Raw genomic sequence first — 14,294 nt, forward strand, 5'->3', positions numbered from 1 at the left:
TCCTTTATTTATAATTTTTCATAGCAGCTCTAGCTTCTAAATCGGCTTGCTTTTTCTTTAAAGTTTCACGCTTGTCGTGCAAATTTTTCCCTTTAGCTAAAGCAAGGGTAGCTTTTACTTTATTTTTTGTGTTAAAATAAAGATCTAATGCAACGATAGTATATCCTTCTATACTTACTTTACCTAATAATTTATCAATTTGCTTTCTATGCATTAAAAGCTTTCTAGCGTCTCTTTCTTCGTGTTTATAGAAAGAATGTGTAGTATGAAGCAATGAAATATGAGAATTCAGTAAAAAAATCTCTCCTTTTATAATGCGAACAAAAGAGTCTTTAAGATTTGCTCTTCCTGCTCTTAAGGCTACAACTTCACTTCCTTTAAGGACAATTCCGGCTTCAAAGCGTTCTATGATGCTATAATCAAATAAAGCTTTTTTATTTCTCGCAATAATTTTCATCGATCAACCTTAAAAACGCTACTACCACTACCGCTTAGAAAGAAATCTTCTTGTAAGTAAGACTTCATTTTAGGATATAAAGTTACACAAGGAGTAAATAAATCATTTAATTCTTTGTTTTTAAAGTTTTGTAACAACTCTTTTGTGCTGAGTTTTTTGTAGATTTGCGCTTGATTATTGTTTTTTTGAAAGTCAAACATTTTTTTATCAAATTCATCATAAACAGCTTTAGTTTGGCAAGATATTTGTGGAAAAGTCCATTTTAAATTAGGTACGTCATCTTCAAATTCTTCTATAGTTTCACCACAGCCACTTACATTAGCAGAGTGAAATCCGCTTAAAAAAAAGGCAATATCACTTCCTAGTTGTATGCTTAAATTTATAAGTTCTTGCAAGCTTAATTTTAAATTTAGGGTTTCATTTATTAGTAGTAAAAAACTCGCACAATCGCTACTTCCACCACCAAGCCCAGCACATACTGGGATATTTTTTGTGAGTTTTAGGCTTTTTTTGCTAAATAATTCTTTTAATTCGTTATTATATCTTTTAGAAAGCAGCAAATAAGCCTTTTGAATAATATTATTTTCGCATTTAAAATTACTAATGATTTCAAATTCTTTTTTAGAATCTGATTCTTTATCAACAAGCTCAAGCTCATCAAAAACATCTTTTAAAAGTATGAATCGTGATTCTAAAAGATGATATTTTCTTGAGTCAAAACCGGTAAGTTTTAAAAAAATATTTGCTTTAGCGTAAGCTTTCATTTGATTAGTTTTTTGCTTAAGTCATCAAGTTTAATATCATTCTGAACAACAGAATGCAAATTTTCATCCTTTACTTGTTGAACAAGTTCTTTTCTTAGTATCATAAGAGATTTTGGAGCTTCTATGCCTATTTTGGCATATCCTTTCCCTGTTTGAACGACTTTGATTTCTATACCTTCTCCGATAATTATACTTTCATTTTCTTTTCTTGATAATATTAACATTTTTCAACCTTATTTAGAAGATATTTTACTGTATTTTCTTTAATATTAATTATGCTAAAATATTTTTCTGTTTCAATATAATAATCTCCTTCATCGTGAAATGTTAATTCTTCAATGGAAATTTTAGTACCATTTTCAAGTTTGTCTAAATCTTTAATAAAATTTGGTTTTAAATCGATATATTTTAACACATTTAAGCTTTTTTCATCATTATAAATAAACTTACCTTCTTTAATACGCTCTAAAGAGCTTAAAGTCGCATTAATACCTAGTTTTCTAGCAAAAAGCTCACAATAAGATCTTATATAAGCACCTTCACTGACTGTGATTTCGATATTTAAAAAAGGATGATTATAGCTTAAAATCTTGCAATCAAATACTTCCATTTGACAAGGTTTTAAATTTGCTTCTATACCTTTTTTTGCAAGTTCATAGGCGCGAGTTCCATTGATTCTTTTGGCGCTAAATTGCGGTGGTGTATAGGAGATAATTCCTTGCATTTGATCAATGATTTGTTTTAAGATTGCAAGATTAAATTCTTTTATATTTTGAATTTCTTTTATATTTTGATCATCAAGACTTAAGGAGTAAACTCCAAGCCATAAAGTAGCTTTGTAGGTTTTTGGAGTTTTTTTTAAAAAACGGAAAAGTTTTGTGTATTGTCCAAATGCAACGATTAAAACCCCTTTGGCGAAAGGATCAAGAGTGCCAGAATATCCTGCTTTTTTATTTTTATATTTTTTCTTTAAAGTACTTAAAAAGGCATTAGAACTTAAACCCCTTGGTTTAAAGGCTGCAAAGATCTTGTTCATACTGCTTTTTCCACAAAGCTTGCCATGATTACACGCATTATACCACCAAAATTAATATTAAGCTTTTCTTCTTTTCCACTTTTACTAACTTCAACAACCCTACCAATGCCAAAAATTTTATGTTTAACTAGATCTCCTTTGCAAAAACTAGTTTTTTGTATATTTTGATTTTTTGATTTTTCATTGATTAATTTACTTTCTTCCAAGAAGCGACTAGGAATGATGTTTGCTCTTGAACCATGATAAAAACGAGAATTTGCAACACTTATTGTGAGAAATTTCTTGGCACGAGTGATAGCAACATAAGCAAGACGGCGTTCTTCTTCAAGATTTTCTTCGCTATTTAAAGGAAAAAATCCTTCATCAAAGCCTATTATAAAAACATAATCAAATTCCAAACCTTTGCTAGCATGAATACTCATCAAGCAAACACATTCTTCATCTAAATTATCTTGATCGCTTAATAAAGAAATTTCACCAAGTAGATCTTCTAAAGAAGCTTCGGGATCTTCTTTGAGTTTTTCTCTTAGATTAGCATAAAACTCATCAAGATTTCTGATTCTTTCATCTCCATCATCTTGCTCTGAAAAATAATCTTTGATTTTAAATAATTCTTCTATATTATCAAAAACTTTTTTTGCATTATCGTAGCTTTTTAGAGTGTGAATATTTTGTATAAAAATATTTGCTTCATTTTGTGCTTTTTTTGTTGTTAAAATTCCTATACCACCATCGCTTTCGCATAGGGCATCAAAAAGTGAAATTTGACGTTTTTTTGCGTATTCTTCTAAATTTTTTAGAGCTTTTTCTCCTATGGATCTTTTAGGGCGATTGATAATACGTTTAAACGACAAATCATCATTTGGATTTAAGATAAGTCTAAGATACGAGATTAAATCTTTTATTTCTAATCTCTCATAAAAACGCATACCGCTAAGCAGTCTATAAGAAATTTTTTCCTTCATAAATGCTTCTTCTATTGCTCTTGATAGTGCATTAACTCGAAATAAAACGGCGATCTCTTTAGCTTCTACTCCAGAATTTAGCAATTTTTTTACTTCTTGAGCTATATGTAAACCTTCGTTTTTTTCGTTTTCGTTTTTTAATATTTTAATATTTTCACCAGTATCTTTAGTACAGATTAAAGTTTTTCCAAGCCGTTGCTCATTGTGAGATATGAGATTATTTGCTGCTTGTAAAATAGTCCCTACTGAACGATAGTTTTGTTCAAGTTTTACAAGTTTAACATTTTTAAAATCATTTTGAAAATTTAAAATATTTTCAATTTTTGCTCCACGCCAACTATAAATACTTTGATCATCATCACCAACAACTGTGATATTTTCATGCATACAACATAGATTTTTTAGAATTTTATATTGCAAGGTATTAGTATCTTGATACTCATCAACTGTAATGTAATTATAAAGTAAGCTTTGTTCTTTGGCAAAATTTATATCATTTTCTAAAATGAGATTGCTTAGTAATAAAAGATCATCAAAATCTACAAAATTTTGTTTTAATAAGTATTCTTCATAAGCACGGTAATAGTTGGCAAATTTGTATTCATTTTGATATTTTTCAAAATTATGTTCTTTTAGTAAATTTAAATCTTCAAAGACATTACTTACTCTTTTGCCTTCATTTTTACAATAAGATATGTATTTGATAATATCATAGACATTATCTTTGTTTTTATCATGGATTAAGTCTTTAATTATTTTTTTTGTATCATCTGTATCAATAACAATAAAGCTATTTTTACGCTCCAATCTTTCAAAATGGAGTTTTAAAAATAAAAGTCCAAATTTGTGAAAGGTGCAAAGCAAAGGATTGTGATTGCCTTGTAGAAAATTTAATGCCCTATGACGCATAATACTAGCTGCTTTATTTGTAAAAGTAAGAGTAAGAGTATTATGGGATGGAATACCCACTTCACCAATAAGATAAGCAAGTCGAGTAGTAATAGTTTTGGTTTTTCCACTACCTGCACCTGCTAAAATAAGCATAGCTCCATCAATGTGGCTTACTGCTTCTTTTTGACTATCATTTAAATCTTTAAATAGATTCATTTCTTAAAAATATCTTTATTTTTTGGATTTTTTAAAAATATATTTTTAGATTTTTGCAAATTTTTATTATCTTCACGTTTATAAAGGCTAAAATTAACAAATAAAATGCTATTTTCTATTTGAATTTGCGTGATAGCTCCTAAATCAACCTTTACAAAGCTGTCAAAATCATCATTTCCAAAGCCCGCGTGAAATTGAATGAAATCTTTGTTTAGTTCTATAGATTTAAAGGTATAACCTCCAAGAGCAAAAAGAGCGTAAGGATTTTGTTTAACATCAAGTTCTTTAGGAAGCTCAGGATCAAAATCTATAAAATTTGTATTAGCAATTATAGAAAATTCTACATTTTCTTCTATAAGATGCGAAATAACTTCATAGCAATGTTTTTGCATAGAGTGGATAAAATTTTCATTTTTTAAAATTTTTTCTAACATGATTGTAACTCCATAAATTCATTGATGAGTTTTTGAATTTCTTTTATGCCTATTTCCCAAAAATTTTCATTTTCTATATCAAATCCAAACATTCCTACTAGTTCTTTTGGACTAACACTTCCTCCTAGAGAAAGCATTTTGATATAAAGTTCTTTAAAATTTTCACATTTTTTACTTTTGTAAAGTCCATAAAGAGCTAAAACTAAAAGTTGTGCATAAGCATAAGCATAGCAGTAAAAAGGAGAATGGATAAAATGAGGAATATAACTCCACCAAGAAGCATAATTTTTTGTAAGTTTTACGCTGTCTTGAAACATCTTTTGAGATTCTTCCATCCAAATTTTATTGATTTCTTCAGTGCTAAGTTCATTTTCTTGAGCATGTAAGCGTCTTTCAAAACAAGTAAAATTAATTTGTCTATAAAAAGTTGCAAAAATATCTTCGATTTTATTTGCATATAAGGATAGGAGTTCTTCTTTTTTTAGCTTATCTTTAATAAAATCAAATACTAGCATTTCGGCAAAAACTGAAGCTGTTTCTGCAGTGGTTAAAGGCGTATTTTGATTTAAATAACTTACATTATAAGAAAGTTTTTGATGAATGGTGTGTCCTAATTCATGTGCAAGTGTAAAAAGATCGCGTCTTTTATTGGTGTAGTTTAATAAAACAAAAGGATGTGCATCAGAAGTTGCAGAATGTGAAAAAGCACCCCCTTGTTTATTTTCTTGCGGATAAACATCAATCCAACCTTGATCAAAAGCATTTTTTGCTATACCATAAAATTGAGGAGAAAAAGTTTGAAATGCCTCTAAAACAATATTTTTACTTGTTTTAAAATCAAAGCTTGCTTCTTTTCCTATGGGTGCATATCTGTCATAGTCTTTAAGCTCATCATAGCCTAAAATTTGTTTTTTTCTTTTATAAAATTGCGATACTAAGCTAAAATGTTTTTGCGCACTTGCTATCAAGGAATCAACGCTTTTTTGCGAAATTTGATTGCTGATATGTCTTGAAATTTCAGCATTTTCATAACCTCTTAATAAGCTTACATTTTTTCTTTCAGTTTTTATCATATTGATAATAAAACTTAAAAGTCTGCTATTTTTTTGCAAGACTTTACTGAATTTTTTAGCAGCTTTTTTGCGTATTTTTCTATCTTCATCATACATTTTGCTTAGAATTTCTTCTTCGCTAAGTTTTTTACCTTCAAAAGGGATTTTTAAAGCACTCATACTTTCATCAAAAAGTCTACTAAAGGCATTTGCACCTGTATTTGAAAGATAGAGTATGATGCGTTCTTCATTTTTGCTAAGATTATAGCGTTTGTTTTGCAGTAAATTAGAAAGATAAAAACTATAATCTTTGCAAAAAGTTGTAAATTCTTGACTTTTTTCAGGAGCCAACTCACAAAATTCAAGCTCGAAAAAGAGTAAATTTTCTTCTATTTTTTTGCACTCTTCTTCGTATTGTGCATAAAAAGAACCATTTTGAGTGTTTTTAGCAAAAAGCAAATAAGCATAAGTCATAATTTTGCCAAGAGCTTGATTTAAATTTTCATAATCTTTTAAAGCTTGCAAAAACTCGTTAGCATTTAATGTATAAAGTCGATTTTCATAGTTTTTTTTGAAATTTAAACTTTGTTGGATTTGATCTTGAGTAAAATTTTGCAATGCTTCTTTATCGTGAAATAAAGCACTTAAATCCCATTCTAACATTTTTTATCCTTCATTTTCTAGTATGAGTTTTTTAAGAACAGCCATTCTAATGGCCACTCCATTTTTAACTTGTTTTAAAACTAAAGTTCTTTCATCGCTCATCATTTCATCGCTTATGTCAATATTGCGATTAACAGGACCTGGATGTAGTAGAATAATTTTCTTATCTTTTAATATTTTTTTTTGAATACAAAAATCATTTGCATAGTCTTTAAGTGAAGCATAAACAGTTTTATTATGTCTTTCTGTTTGCGTTCTAAGACTCATGATGATATCTGAATTTGCTATGATATTCTCATCAAGTTTATAATGTTTTTTAAGATGGATATTAGGCATAAAATGTGGTGGAGCTACTAGAGTAATATCAAGATTAAATCTGCTTAAAAGTTCTATATTAGACGCTGCTACACGAGAGTTTTTAATATCACCTACGATGCAAATTTTTTTACCTTCGACATCGCCTTGAAAATGATTATAAATAGTGAATAAATCTAGCAAAGCTTGGGTAGGATGAGCGTGTTTTCCATCTCCTCCATTAACAACTGGACAATGCATATGCTTTGCTAATATCAAAGGAACTCCTGAGTTTGCGTGTCTTACAATGATAGCATTAGGACTCATGGTATCTAAATTAGCGGCAGTATCATAAAGAGTTTCTCCTTTGCTAGAGCTTGATCTTGAAACATCAAGGCGTAAAACTCTAGCGCCTAATCTTCTTGCAGCGCTTTCAAAAGATGAAAGGGTGCGTGTAGAGTTTTCAAAAAAAATTGTCGTGATGCTTTTTCCTTCAAGAAAAGTTCTAGGTTTTTCATCTAAGAAATCACCTGCTTCTTTAAAAAGCTCCATAATTTCGACTTTATTAAAATCCTTTGTAGTGATAAGATGACGCATGTTTTACCTTATTTGATATTGTAATTTAATTCATTTTTAGAACAAATTGCTGTAAAAAGAACATCTATAGAACTATTTAAAGCAGTTTCAACACTATCTTGAATAACCCTTATAATAAAACCTATGACAACTACCTTCATAGCAATATCATAGTCTATATTAAATAAAGAACAAGCCAAAGGTATAAGCAGTAAAGATCCGCCCGCAACTCCGCTAGCTCCGCAAGCTACAAAGGTAGCAATAATGCTTAATAAAAAGGCTTGCAAAAGACTGATTTCTATACCAACGGTATTGGCTGCAGTAAGACTTAAAATAGCTATAGTAACCGCTACTCTTGCCATATTGATAGTAGCTCCTAAAGGTATAGAAATGCCATAAAATTCTTTATCTATGCCAAGTTTGGCGCAAGGTGTCATATTTATAGGAATATTTGCTGCTAAACTTCTTGTGAAAAAAGCAAAAAATGCACTGTGCCTTAAGCAGATAAAAATCAAAGGAAAAGGATTTTTTCTTGTATAAAAAAAGACTATTAAGGCATTAATAACAAAAGTAACAAAAAGCATGGTAGCTACAAGTAAAAATAAAAGTTTTACATAGCTTAGTAAACCTTGCACTCCTGTTTGTGCTATAGAATTAGCTACAAGTCCAAAAATTCCAAAAGGAGCAAGTTTTACTACAAATTTAACAATTTTCAAAATCCCTTTATTAATATCTATAAAAACTTGTTTTGCTTCGTTAGAACAGTGTTTTAATGCTATACCTGCAGCTATTGCCCAAGTAAAAATTCCTAAATAATTTCCACTTGAAAGAGCATTTGTAGGATTATCGACAATTTTAAATAAAAGGTCTTTGAAAATCTCACTTATGTGGGTTAGAGATGAGTTTGTAGTAGTTTGAACTCCATCTAAAACAAGTTTTACAGGGAAGAAAAAATTAGCAAGAACCGTACAGGCTGAAACAAGAAAGGTGACTACTATATATAAAATGATAATATTTTTAATCTTAGCACCACTTTGAGAAAAATCTTTAGTACAAATTGAGGTTAAAATTAAAATAAAAACAAGTATAGGAGCGATAGCTTTTAGGGTACTTGTAAAAAGTATTCCGAGCAAATTTGCAATTTCAGATATTTCTTTAGAACCAATGCCCATAAGCATTCCTAGTACTATACCTACGCAAATTTGAATTATGAGATTGCCTTTAGTATAGCTTTGAATGATCTTAGAAAACATAAAAACCTTTTAAATATTTTTTATATCAGAAGTTGATTTTAACTAACTTTTGCTTAATTTTAGAGAATTTTTAATTTATCAAGCTTTGATAAGTTTATTTGGATACAATATGTAGTTCATTTTAAATGAAAGGACTTTTTATGTATCTATTCACTTCAGAAGTCGTAAGTGCAGGTCATCCAGACAAGTGCGCTGATATAATCGCTGATACGATAGTGGATATACTCTTGAAAAATGACAAAAATTCAAGAGTGGCGAGTGAGGTTTTTGTCGCAGGAAATAAGGTTGTGATAGGAGGCGAAGTTAAGTCAAATCACAAGCTTAGTAAAGCTGATTACGATAATTTGGTTAAAGATGTTTTAAAAAACATTGGTTATGATGGGGCAGGGCATTTTAGCAAAGAGCAGTGTTTACATCCTGATGAGGTTGATGTTATGGTGTTTTTAAATGAACAAAGCCCTGATATCAACCAAGGCGTCGATCAAGAAGACGGCGAAACAGGAGCAGGTGATCAAGGTATTATGTTTGGTTTTGCAAGTTGTGAAGCTGAGGAATATATGCCAGCAGCTATTAGTTATGCAAGAATGCTATGTGATAGAGTTTATGCTTATGCAAAAGCAAATCCACATGAGCTTGGTGTAGATATTAAAACTCAAGTAACTATTGATTATGGCACTAAGGCGAATTTTGAAAATTGTAAACCGCAAAGTATTCATACTATAGTAGTTTCTGCGCCTTGTGTTGAAAGTATGAAAATAGAAGATTTAAGATCTTTAGTGATGAAACTTATCTTAGATAGTAATTTACCAAAAGAACTTTTTGATCCTAATAAAACTAGAATTTTAATCAATCCAACAGGCAAATATGTCAATCATTCTTCTTTACATGATAGTGGTTTAACAGGAAGAAAACTTATAGTAGATAGTTTTGGAGGTTATTCTCCAATAGGTGGTGGTGCGCAATCGAGCAAAGATTATACTAAAGTTGATAGAAGTGGGCTTTATGCAGGTAGATGGCTAGCTAAAAACATAGTTGCAGCGGGACTTGCTAAAAAATGTATAGTTCAACTTAGCTATGCTATAGGCGTTGCAAAACCTACTTCGGTAAGCGTGGATTGTATGGGCACAAATACAAAAGTAAATGATGATGTTTTAAGTGATTTTGTAATGCAAAATTTCTCTTTAACGCCAAACTGGATCCGTGATAAATTTCATCTGGATAAACCAAGTAAAGAAACTTTTCTTTATGCGGATGTAGCAGCTCGTGGGCAAGTAGGACAAAAGGACTATCCTTGGGAAAAACTTGATGCTCTAGAGCAGTTTAAAAAGCTACTTTAAAAAATTAACAACATTATACAAGCTTAAATAAGGCTTGTATAATCATAAAGTATTAATGAAGTTATATTAATTTTTGACTTAGAGGGATATTTTTCAATATCCCCCATAAATATAAAAGTTAGGAAGGAAGCTAAAATAATTTAGCTTTGGGGTAAAAACCCCTCTAAGTCAAAATATTATTTGACAGAATTATAATATGAAATAACTTAAATTACTTTAAAATTAAAATTTTAATATTATTTTTTATCATTAAATATTTCTTTGGATAAATTTTTCCAATCTTTACTTAGAAGCTTTTTAGGGAGTATAACTATATTCTCTTTGCCATTTGTAACATGATAAACACTAACCCCATATTTACTTGCATAAAATTTCATTAAGAGTTGCTGGAGTTTGTATTCACTGCTATTATTAAACCAAGCATTGTTACTTAGGGCTATAATAATTTGTGAATTTTTATAGTTTTGCTCTTTGGTAGCTTCATAACAAATTGCATTTGTGATAATTTGATTATCTAATTTATATTTGCTTTGTGTAGGACCTTTAGAAAATTCTTCAATATTTTTAAGAAAATATTTTTTTATTAAGTCTTTAAAAAATGGAATTTCTTCACCAAAGGGAACTAAAAAATGCTTATTTAAAATATAGACATTGCCTTTTTTAAAGATATAAGTGCTATTGTAAGTGTGTTCTTTTTCAACATGAAATGCTCCCGTAATAATGGTAATTTTATAAGATAATTCTTTAAGTATAAGTCCATATTTGGTATTTTTTAAATCAAAGGCAAAAGCGGTTTCAGGTAAAATTACAAGTTCTTTTTTTTCATTTATAGCTTGAAGTATATCTTGAATTAAGATATCAGAATTTGATTTTAAATTTTCTTGTAAAAATTTTTGATCTTGAGGGATATTAGTATTGATGAGTTTGTAGTTTAAATTAAGAGTTTGAGCTTGTTTTTCATTATATTGAAATCCACTAAAGAATAAAATAAGAACAATCGCTATTTTATAATATCTTGATATATAACCCTCATAGATGAAATATGCTATTAAAAATATGCAAATAATGCCACGATAACTTGGGTCAAAAAAACCATAAACTGTAAAAATTCCCCAATTGAGCCAATCAAATCCTAAAGGATGGATAAAACTTATGCAAAAAATTCCACAAAGCCTTAAAAAATCAAATTTTAATAAATAACATAATCTAAAAAGTAGCCCATAAATAAAACCAATGATAATTGGTATAATTGGTACTAAATAGTTTAGATTAAAATAAATTGAAGATAAACCAATCCACCAAAACCAAAGAATCCCTACAAAAAAACCTATCCAAAAATATTGCTTAGAATTTTTACTTTTTAGGAGTAAAACTAACCCCCAAATAGCTAAAAATGGGCTAATGGTTTGTGTAAAAATATTTTCAAAAAATGATAGATAAATAGAATTTGAAAGTAAAATTGCAATAAAAAAGACTTTTATTATTTTAAAAATGATAGAATTAGTGTTTAATTTTTTTGGAATAAAGGAAAAATATGGCAGAAAATTCAATTTTAACTTCATTGTTACCTCTTGTAGTATTATTTGCAATTTTTTATTTCTTGGTAATCAGACCGCAACAAAAACAAGCAAAAGCACATAAACAAATGCTTGAGTCTTTGCAAAAAGGAGATAAAATCATCACTAATGGCGGACTTATTTGTGAAGTCGTAAAACCAGAGGAGGATTTTATCAAAGTTAAGCTTAATGAAGACAATGTTACTGCAAAAATTTCAAGAGAATTTATAGCAAAGAAAATTGATGCGTAATTCTAAATTCAATTATCGCTTGATTATTTTTATAGTGGTATTTATTTTTGGAGTGGCTTTTTCACTCCCTTCTTTTTTGCAGTCAGAACGTGGTGCGAAGATTAATTTAGGACTTGATTTGCAGGGTGGACTTTATATGCTTTTAGGCGTAGATAATGAAGAAGCTGTAAAGTCAAAAATAAAATCAATTGCATCCTCATTAAACTATTCTTTTAATAAAGAAAATATTTTAAATGATGGCTTAAATACCCATGATGATATTTTAGAATTTACTTTGCTTGATAATGCGGATATTATAAAAGTTGAAAATTTGCTTAAAGAAATAAAAGGAATTAATATACAAAGTGAAAATATGCACTATAAAATTTCTTTTACCTCAGAAGAAGTAAAAAATATAGAAAATTTTGCACTTTTGCAAGCAGTTGAAACCATAAGAAATAGGCTTGATCAGTTTGGTTTAGCAGAGCCAACAGTTGCTAAACAAGGTGATGATAAGATTTTGGTCGAGCTTGCGGGGATTAAAACTAAAGAAGATGAACTAAGAGCAAAAGAGCGTATTACAAAAGCAGCACATTTACAATTAATGGAGGTTGATGATTCTAAAATGAGTCAAGCTTCTGCTATGAGTGATACTGAAGCTGAAAGTTATGGATTGATTTTAGTACCTGATTCTAGAAACCCAAATTTAAAATATCCTTTAAAAAGCATACCTATTTTAGATGGTTCTATGCTTACTGATGCTAGAGTAGGGATTAGTGATAAGAGCAATTATCCCGTGATTAATTTTACTTTAAATGCCGAGGGTTCTAAAAAATTTGCTGATTATACAGGAGCAAATGTTGGAAAGCGTCTTGCTATTGTACTTGATAACAAAGTGTATTCTGCCCCATCTATCAATGAACGCATAGGTGGAGGTAGTGGGCAAATTAGTGGAGCTTTTACCCAAGAAGAAGCGCGTGATGTGGCGGTAGCTTTAAGAAGCGGGGCTTTGCTTGCGCCTGTAAAATTACTTGAACAAAGAAGTATAGGACCATCTTTAGGTGCTGATAGTATTAAAATGAGTATGATAGCCTTAATCGGTGCATCTGTTTTTATAATTATATTTATGATGATGTATTATGGTGTAGCAGGGATTTTTGCAAATATTGCAATGTTAGTTAATGTTTTAGTAGTAGTAGCAATTATGGCAATGTTTGGAGCAACTTTAACTTTACCAGGGATGGCAGGACTTGTTTTAACTGTGGGCATGGCAGTAGATGCAAATGTGATTATCAATGAGCGTATACGCGAACTCTTACGAGATGGAGTAAACATAAGAGCTAGTATAGAACAAGGTTATAAAAATGCTATGAGTGCGATTATAGATTCAAATATTACTTCTTTAGTTACTTCAGTAGCACTTTATGCTTATGGAACAGGAGCGGTTAAAGGTTTTGCTGTGACTTTGGGAATTGGTATTGTTGTTTCTATGATTACAGCTATTTTAGGGACACATGGAATGTTTGATTATTTTATGCAATGCATAGAAAAAAGTAATAATACAAGATTTTGGTTTGGTTATAGGAGAAGATAATGCAGTTTTTTAGCGAAAAGAAAATTTATGATTTTATGAGAATGCGTTTTGCTGCTATTTTTCTTTCTTTTATTTTGTTTTTTGGTTCTATTTATTTACTTTGGGATAGGGGTTTGCAATATGGTATTGATTTTAGCGGAGGAACTTTAGTTCAGCTTAAATATGAAAATGCAGCTCCTATAACACAAATTCGAGAAATTTTGGAAAAACAAGGAACTTTTCAAAATTTATCTGTAACTGAATTTGGAAGCAATGAGGAAGTAACCATACGTTTTTTAGGAAGTAATGATAATGTAAGCAATGATATAGGTGAGTATATAGGCACTCTTTTAAAGGACACAGGAAAATTTGAAGTACGTCGTGCTGATGTGGTAGGTCCAAAAGTAGGTGATGAACTTAGAAATAAAGGACTTATGGCTATAGCTGTATCTTTGATAGCAATTTTAATTTATATAGCGGTACGTTTTGAGTGGCGTTTTGCTCTTGCGGCTATAATTAGTGAAATTCATGATGTTGTGATTACTTTAGGGGCGATTTCTTTATTTAAAATTGATGTTAATTTAGATACTTTAGCTGCTGTTTTAACAGTGCTTGGATATTCTTTAAATGATACAATTATTATTTTTGATAGAATCAGAGAAGGTATTAAAACAAGTAAAAAAACCGAACTTGCACCTATCATCAATGAAAGTGTTTCAGCAACTTTATCAAGAACGGTTTTAACTTCAGGGTTAACTTTAGCAACCGTTGTGATACTTTATTTCTTTGGTGGGGAAATGATACAAGGATTTTCTTTGGCTTTAATTGTAGGTATTATAGCGGGAACTTTAAGCTCTATTTTTGTTGCAAGTCCGACATTATTATGGTTTAAATTTAGTGTGCTTGAGTTTAGAAATAAAGAAATTGAAAAAATAAAAAGAAAGCAAGATAAAGAGCGCAATCGTGCAATGTATGAAAGAGGAACGGTATAAGGAGA

14 protein-coding genes are annotated in these 14,294 nt (G+C 29.9%); 4 read left to right on the plus strand and 10 right to left on the minus strand.

Going from position 1 to position 14,294, the window contains the following annotated elements; all coding sequences use genetic code 11:
* Nucleotides 1-4: 4 nt before the first annotated feature.
* From smpB to sstT, 9 genes are read right to left on the minus strand one after another with little or no spacing between them, the layout of a single operon-like run.
* Nucleotides 5-457, minus strand: a complete 453-nt coding sequence (gene smpB, locus ACOTU8_RS01220; RefSeq protein ID WP_422341436.1) for an SsrA-binding protein SmpB — start codon at nt 455-457, stop codon at nt 5-7.
* Nucleotides 454-1,221 carry a 4-(cytidine 5'-diphospho)-2-C-methyl-D-erythritol kinase gene (ispE, locus tag ACOTU8_RS01225; protein ID WP_422341437.1) on the minus strand — a complete coding sequence of 256 codons (768 nt, stop codon included), beginning with the start codon at nt 1,219-1,221 and terminating at the stop codon, nt 454-456. Before ispE ends, smpB begins: the two co-directional genes overlap by 4 nt.
* Nucleotides 1,218-1,445 (minus strand): carbon storage regulator CsrA, encoded by a 228-nt coding sequence (gene csrA, locus ACOTU8_RS01230; protein WP_002852854.1) that lies wholly within the window; start codon nt 1,443-1,445, stop codon nt 1,218-1,220. The genes ispE and csrA overlap by 4 nt, the downstream gene beginning before the upstream one ends.
* Complete coding sequence (truB, locus tag ACOTU8_RS01235) at nt 1,439-2,257, minus strand: tRNA pseudouridine(55) synthase TruB (RefSeq protein WP_422341438.1); 819 nt, start codon at nt 2,255-2,257, stop codon at nt 1,439-1,441. Before truB ends, csrA begins: the two co-directional genes overlap by 7 nt.
* Nucleotides 2,254-4,329, minus strand: a complete 2,076-nt coding sequence (locus tag ACOTU8_RS01240; RefSeq protein ID WP_422341439.1) for an ATP-dependent helicase — start codon at nt 4,327-4,329, stop codon at nt 2,254-2,256. The genes truB and ACOTU8_RS01240 overlap by 4 nt, the downstream gene beginning before the upstream one ends.
* On the minus strand, nt 4,326-4,763 hold the full coding sequence (locus ACOTU8_RS01245; protein ID WP_422341440.1) for a hypothetical protein: 438 nt from the start codon (nt 4,761-4,763) through the stop codon (nt 4,326-4,328). Before ACOTU8_RS01245 ends, ACOTU8_RS01240 begins: the two co-directional genes overlap by 4 nt.
* Nucleotides 4,757-6,478: a M3 family oligoendopeptidase gene (locus ACOTU8_RS01250; protein WP_422341441.1), complete on the minus strand. Its 1,722-nt coding sequence runs from the start codon at nt 6,476-6,478 to the stop codon at nt 4,757-4,759. Before ACOTU8_RS01250 ends, ACOTU8_RS01245 begins: the two co-directional genes overlap by 7 nt.
* 3 nt (nt 6,479-6,481) lie before the next feature.
* Nucleotides 6,482-7,369, minus strand: a complete 888-nt coding sequence (pyrB, locus tag ACOTU8_RS01255; RefSeq protein WP_422341442.1) for an aspartate carbamoyltransferase catalytic subunit — start codon at nt 7,367-7,369, stop codon at nt 6,482-6,484.
* Between the two features lie 8 nt (nt 7,370-7,377).
* On the minus strand, nt 7,378-8,601 hold the full coding sequence (sstT, locus tag ACOTU8_RS01260; protein ID WP_422341443.1) for a serine/threonine transporter SstT: 1,224 nt from the start codon (nt 8,599-8,601) through the stop codon (nt 7,378-7,380).
* A 140-nt stretch (nt 8,602-8,741) separates the two neighbouring features.
* On the opposite strand from sstT, the gene metK reads away from it, so the two are divergent.
* Nucleotides 8,742-9,938 carry a methionine adenosyltransferase gene (metK, locus tag ACOTU8_RS01265; protein ID WP_422341444.1) on the plus strand — a complete coding sequence of 399 codons (1,197 nt, stop codon included), beginning with the start codon at nt 8,742-8,744 and terminating at the stop codon, nt 9,936-9,938.
* Nucleotides 9,939-10,174: 236 nt separating this feature from the next.
* On the opposite strand, the gene lnt is transcribed toward metK, so the two are convergent.
* Complete coding sequence (gene lnt / locus ACOTU8_RS01270; protein WP_422341445.1) at nt 10,175-11,500, minus strand: apolipoprotein N-acyltransferase; 1,326 nt, start codon at nt 11,498-11,500, stop codon at nt 10,175-10,177.
* Between lnt and yajC the strand changes: the two genes are divergently transcribed.
* The 3 genes from yajC to secF are packed head-to-tail and all read left to right on the plus strand — an operon-like array spanning nt 11,473 to nt 14,289.
* Nucleotides 11,473-11,745 carry a preprotein translocase subunit YajC gene (yajC, locus tag ACOTU8_RS01275; RefSeq protein ID WP_002786346.1) on the plus strand — a complete coding sequence of 91 codons (273 nt, stop codon included), beginning with the start codon at nt 11,473-11,475 and terminating at the stop codon, nt 11,743-11,745. The two genes, lnt and yajC, sit on opposite strands and share 28 nt — an antisense overlap.
* Nucleotides 11,738-13,318: a protein translocase subunit SecD gene (gene secD, locus ACOTU8_RS01280; RefSeq protein WP_422341446.1), complete on the plus strand. Its 1,581-nt coding sequence runs from the start codon at nt 11,738-11,740 to the stop codon at nt 13,316-13,318. The genes yajC and secD overlap by 8 nt, the downstream gene beginning before the upstream one ends.
* The gene (gene secF, locus ACOTU8_RS01285; protein WP_422341447.1) at nt 13,318-14,289 is read left to right on the plus strand and encodes a protein translocase subunit SecF; all 972 of its coding nucleotides are present in this window, start codon (nt 13,318-13,320) and stop codon (nt 14,287-14,289) included. Before secD ends, secF begins: the two co-directional genes overlap by 1 nt.
* Nucleotides 14,290-14,294 lie beyond the last annotated feature (5 nt).

Source organism: Campylobacter jejuni, assembly GCF_049221745.1.
GTDB classification, from domain to species: domain Bacteria; phylum Campylobacterota; class Campylobacteria; order Campylobacterales; family Campylobacteraceae; genus Campylobacter_D; species Campylobacter_D jejuni_E.

What these genes read in the sequence shown, in the direction of transcription:
- smpB (WP_422341436.1), bottom strand. Translation starts at nt 457, where the DNA reads ATGAAAATTATTGCGAGAAATAAAAAAGCTTTATTTGATTATAGCATC.
- ispE (WP_422341437.1), bottom strand. Translation starts at nt 1,221, where the DNA reads ATGAAAGCTTACGCTAAAGCAAATATTTTTTTAAAACTTACCGGTTTT.
- csrA (WP_002852854.1), bottom strand. Translation starts at nt 1,445, where the DNA reads ATGTTAATATTATCAAGAAAAGAAAATGAAAGTATAATTATCGGAGAA.
- truB (WP_422341438.1), bottom strand. Translation starts at nt 2,257, where the DNA reads ATGAACAAGATCTTTGCAGCCTTTAAACCAAGGGGTTTAAGTTCTAAT.
- ACOTU8_RS01240 (WP_422341439.1), bottom strand. Translation starts at nt 4,329, where the DNA reads ATGAATCTATTTAAAGATTTAAATGATAGTCAAAAAGAAGCAGTAAGC.
- ACOTU8_RS01245 (WP_422341440.1), bottom strand. Translation starts at nt 4,763, where the DNA reads ATGTTAGAAAAAATTTTAAAAAATGAAAATTTTATCCACTCTATGCAA.
- ACOTU8_RS01250 (WP_422341441.1), bottom strand. Translation starts at nt 6,478, where the DNA reads ATGTTAGAATGGGATTTAAGTGCTTTATTTCACGATAAAGAAGCATTG.
- pyrB (WP_422341442.1), bottom strand. Translation starts at nt 7,369, where the DNA reads ATGCGTCATCTTATCACTACAAAGGATTTTAATAAAGTCGAAATTATG.
- sstT (WP_422341443.1), bottom strand. Translation starts at nt 8,601, where the DNA reads ATGTTTTCTAAGATCATTCAAAGCTATACTAAAGGCAATCTCATAATT.
- metK (WP_422341444.1), top strand. Translation starts at nt 8,742, where the DNA reads ATGTATCTATTCACTTCAGAAGTCGTAAGTGCAGGTCATCCAGACAAG.
- yajC (WP_002786346.1), top strand. Translation starts at nt 11,473, where the DNA reads ATGGCAGAAAATTCAATTTTAACTTCATTGTTACCTCTTGTAGTATTA.
- lnt (WP_422341445.1), bottom strand. Translation starts at nt 11,500, where the DNA reads ATGAAGTTAAAATTGAATTTTCTGCCATATTTTTCCTTTATTCCAAAA.
- secD (WP_422341446.1), top strand. Translation starts at nt 11,738, where the DNA reads ATGCGTAATTCTAAATTCAATTATCGCTTGATTATTTTTATAGTGGTA.
- secF (WP_422341447.1), top strand. Translation starts at nt 13,318, where the DNA reads ATGCAGTTTTTTAGCGAAAAGAAAATTTATGATTTTATGAGAATGCGT.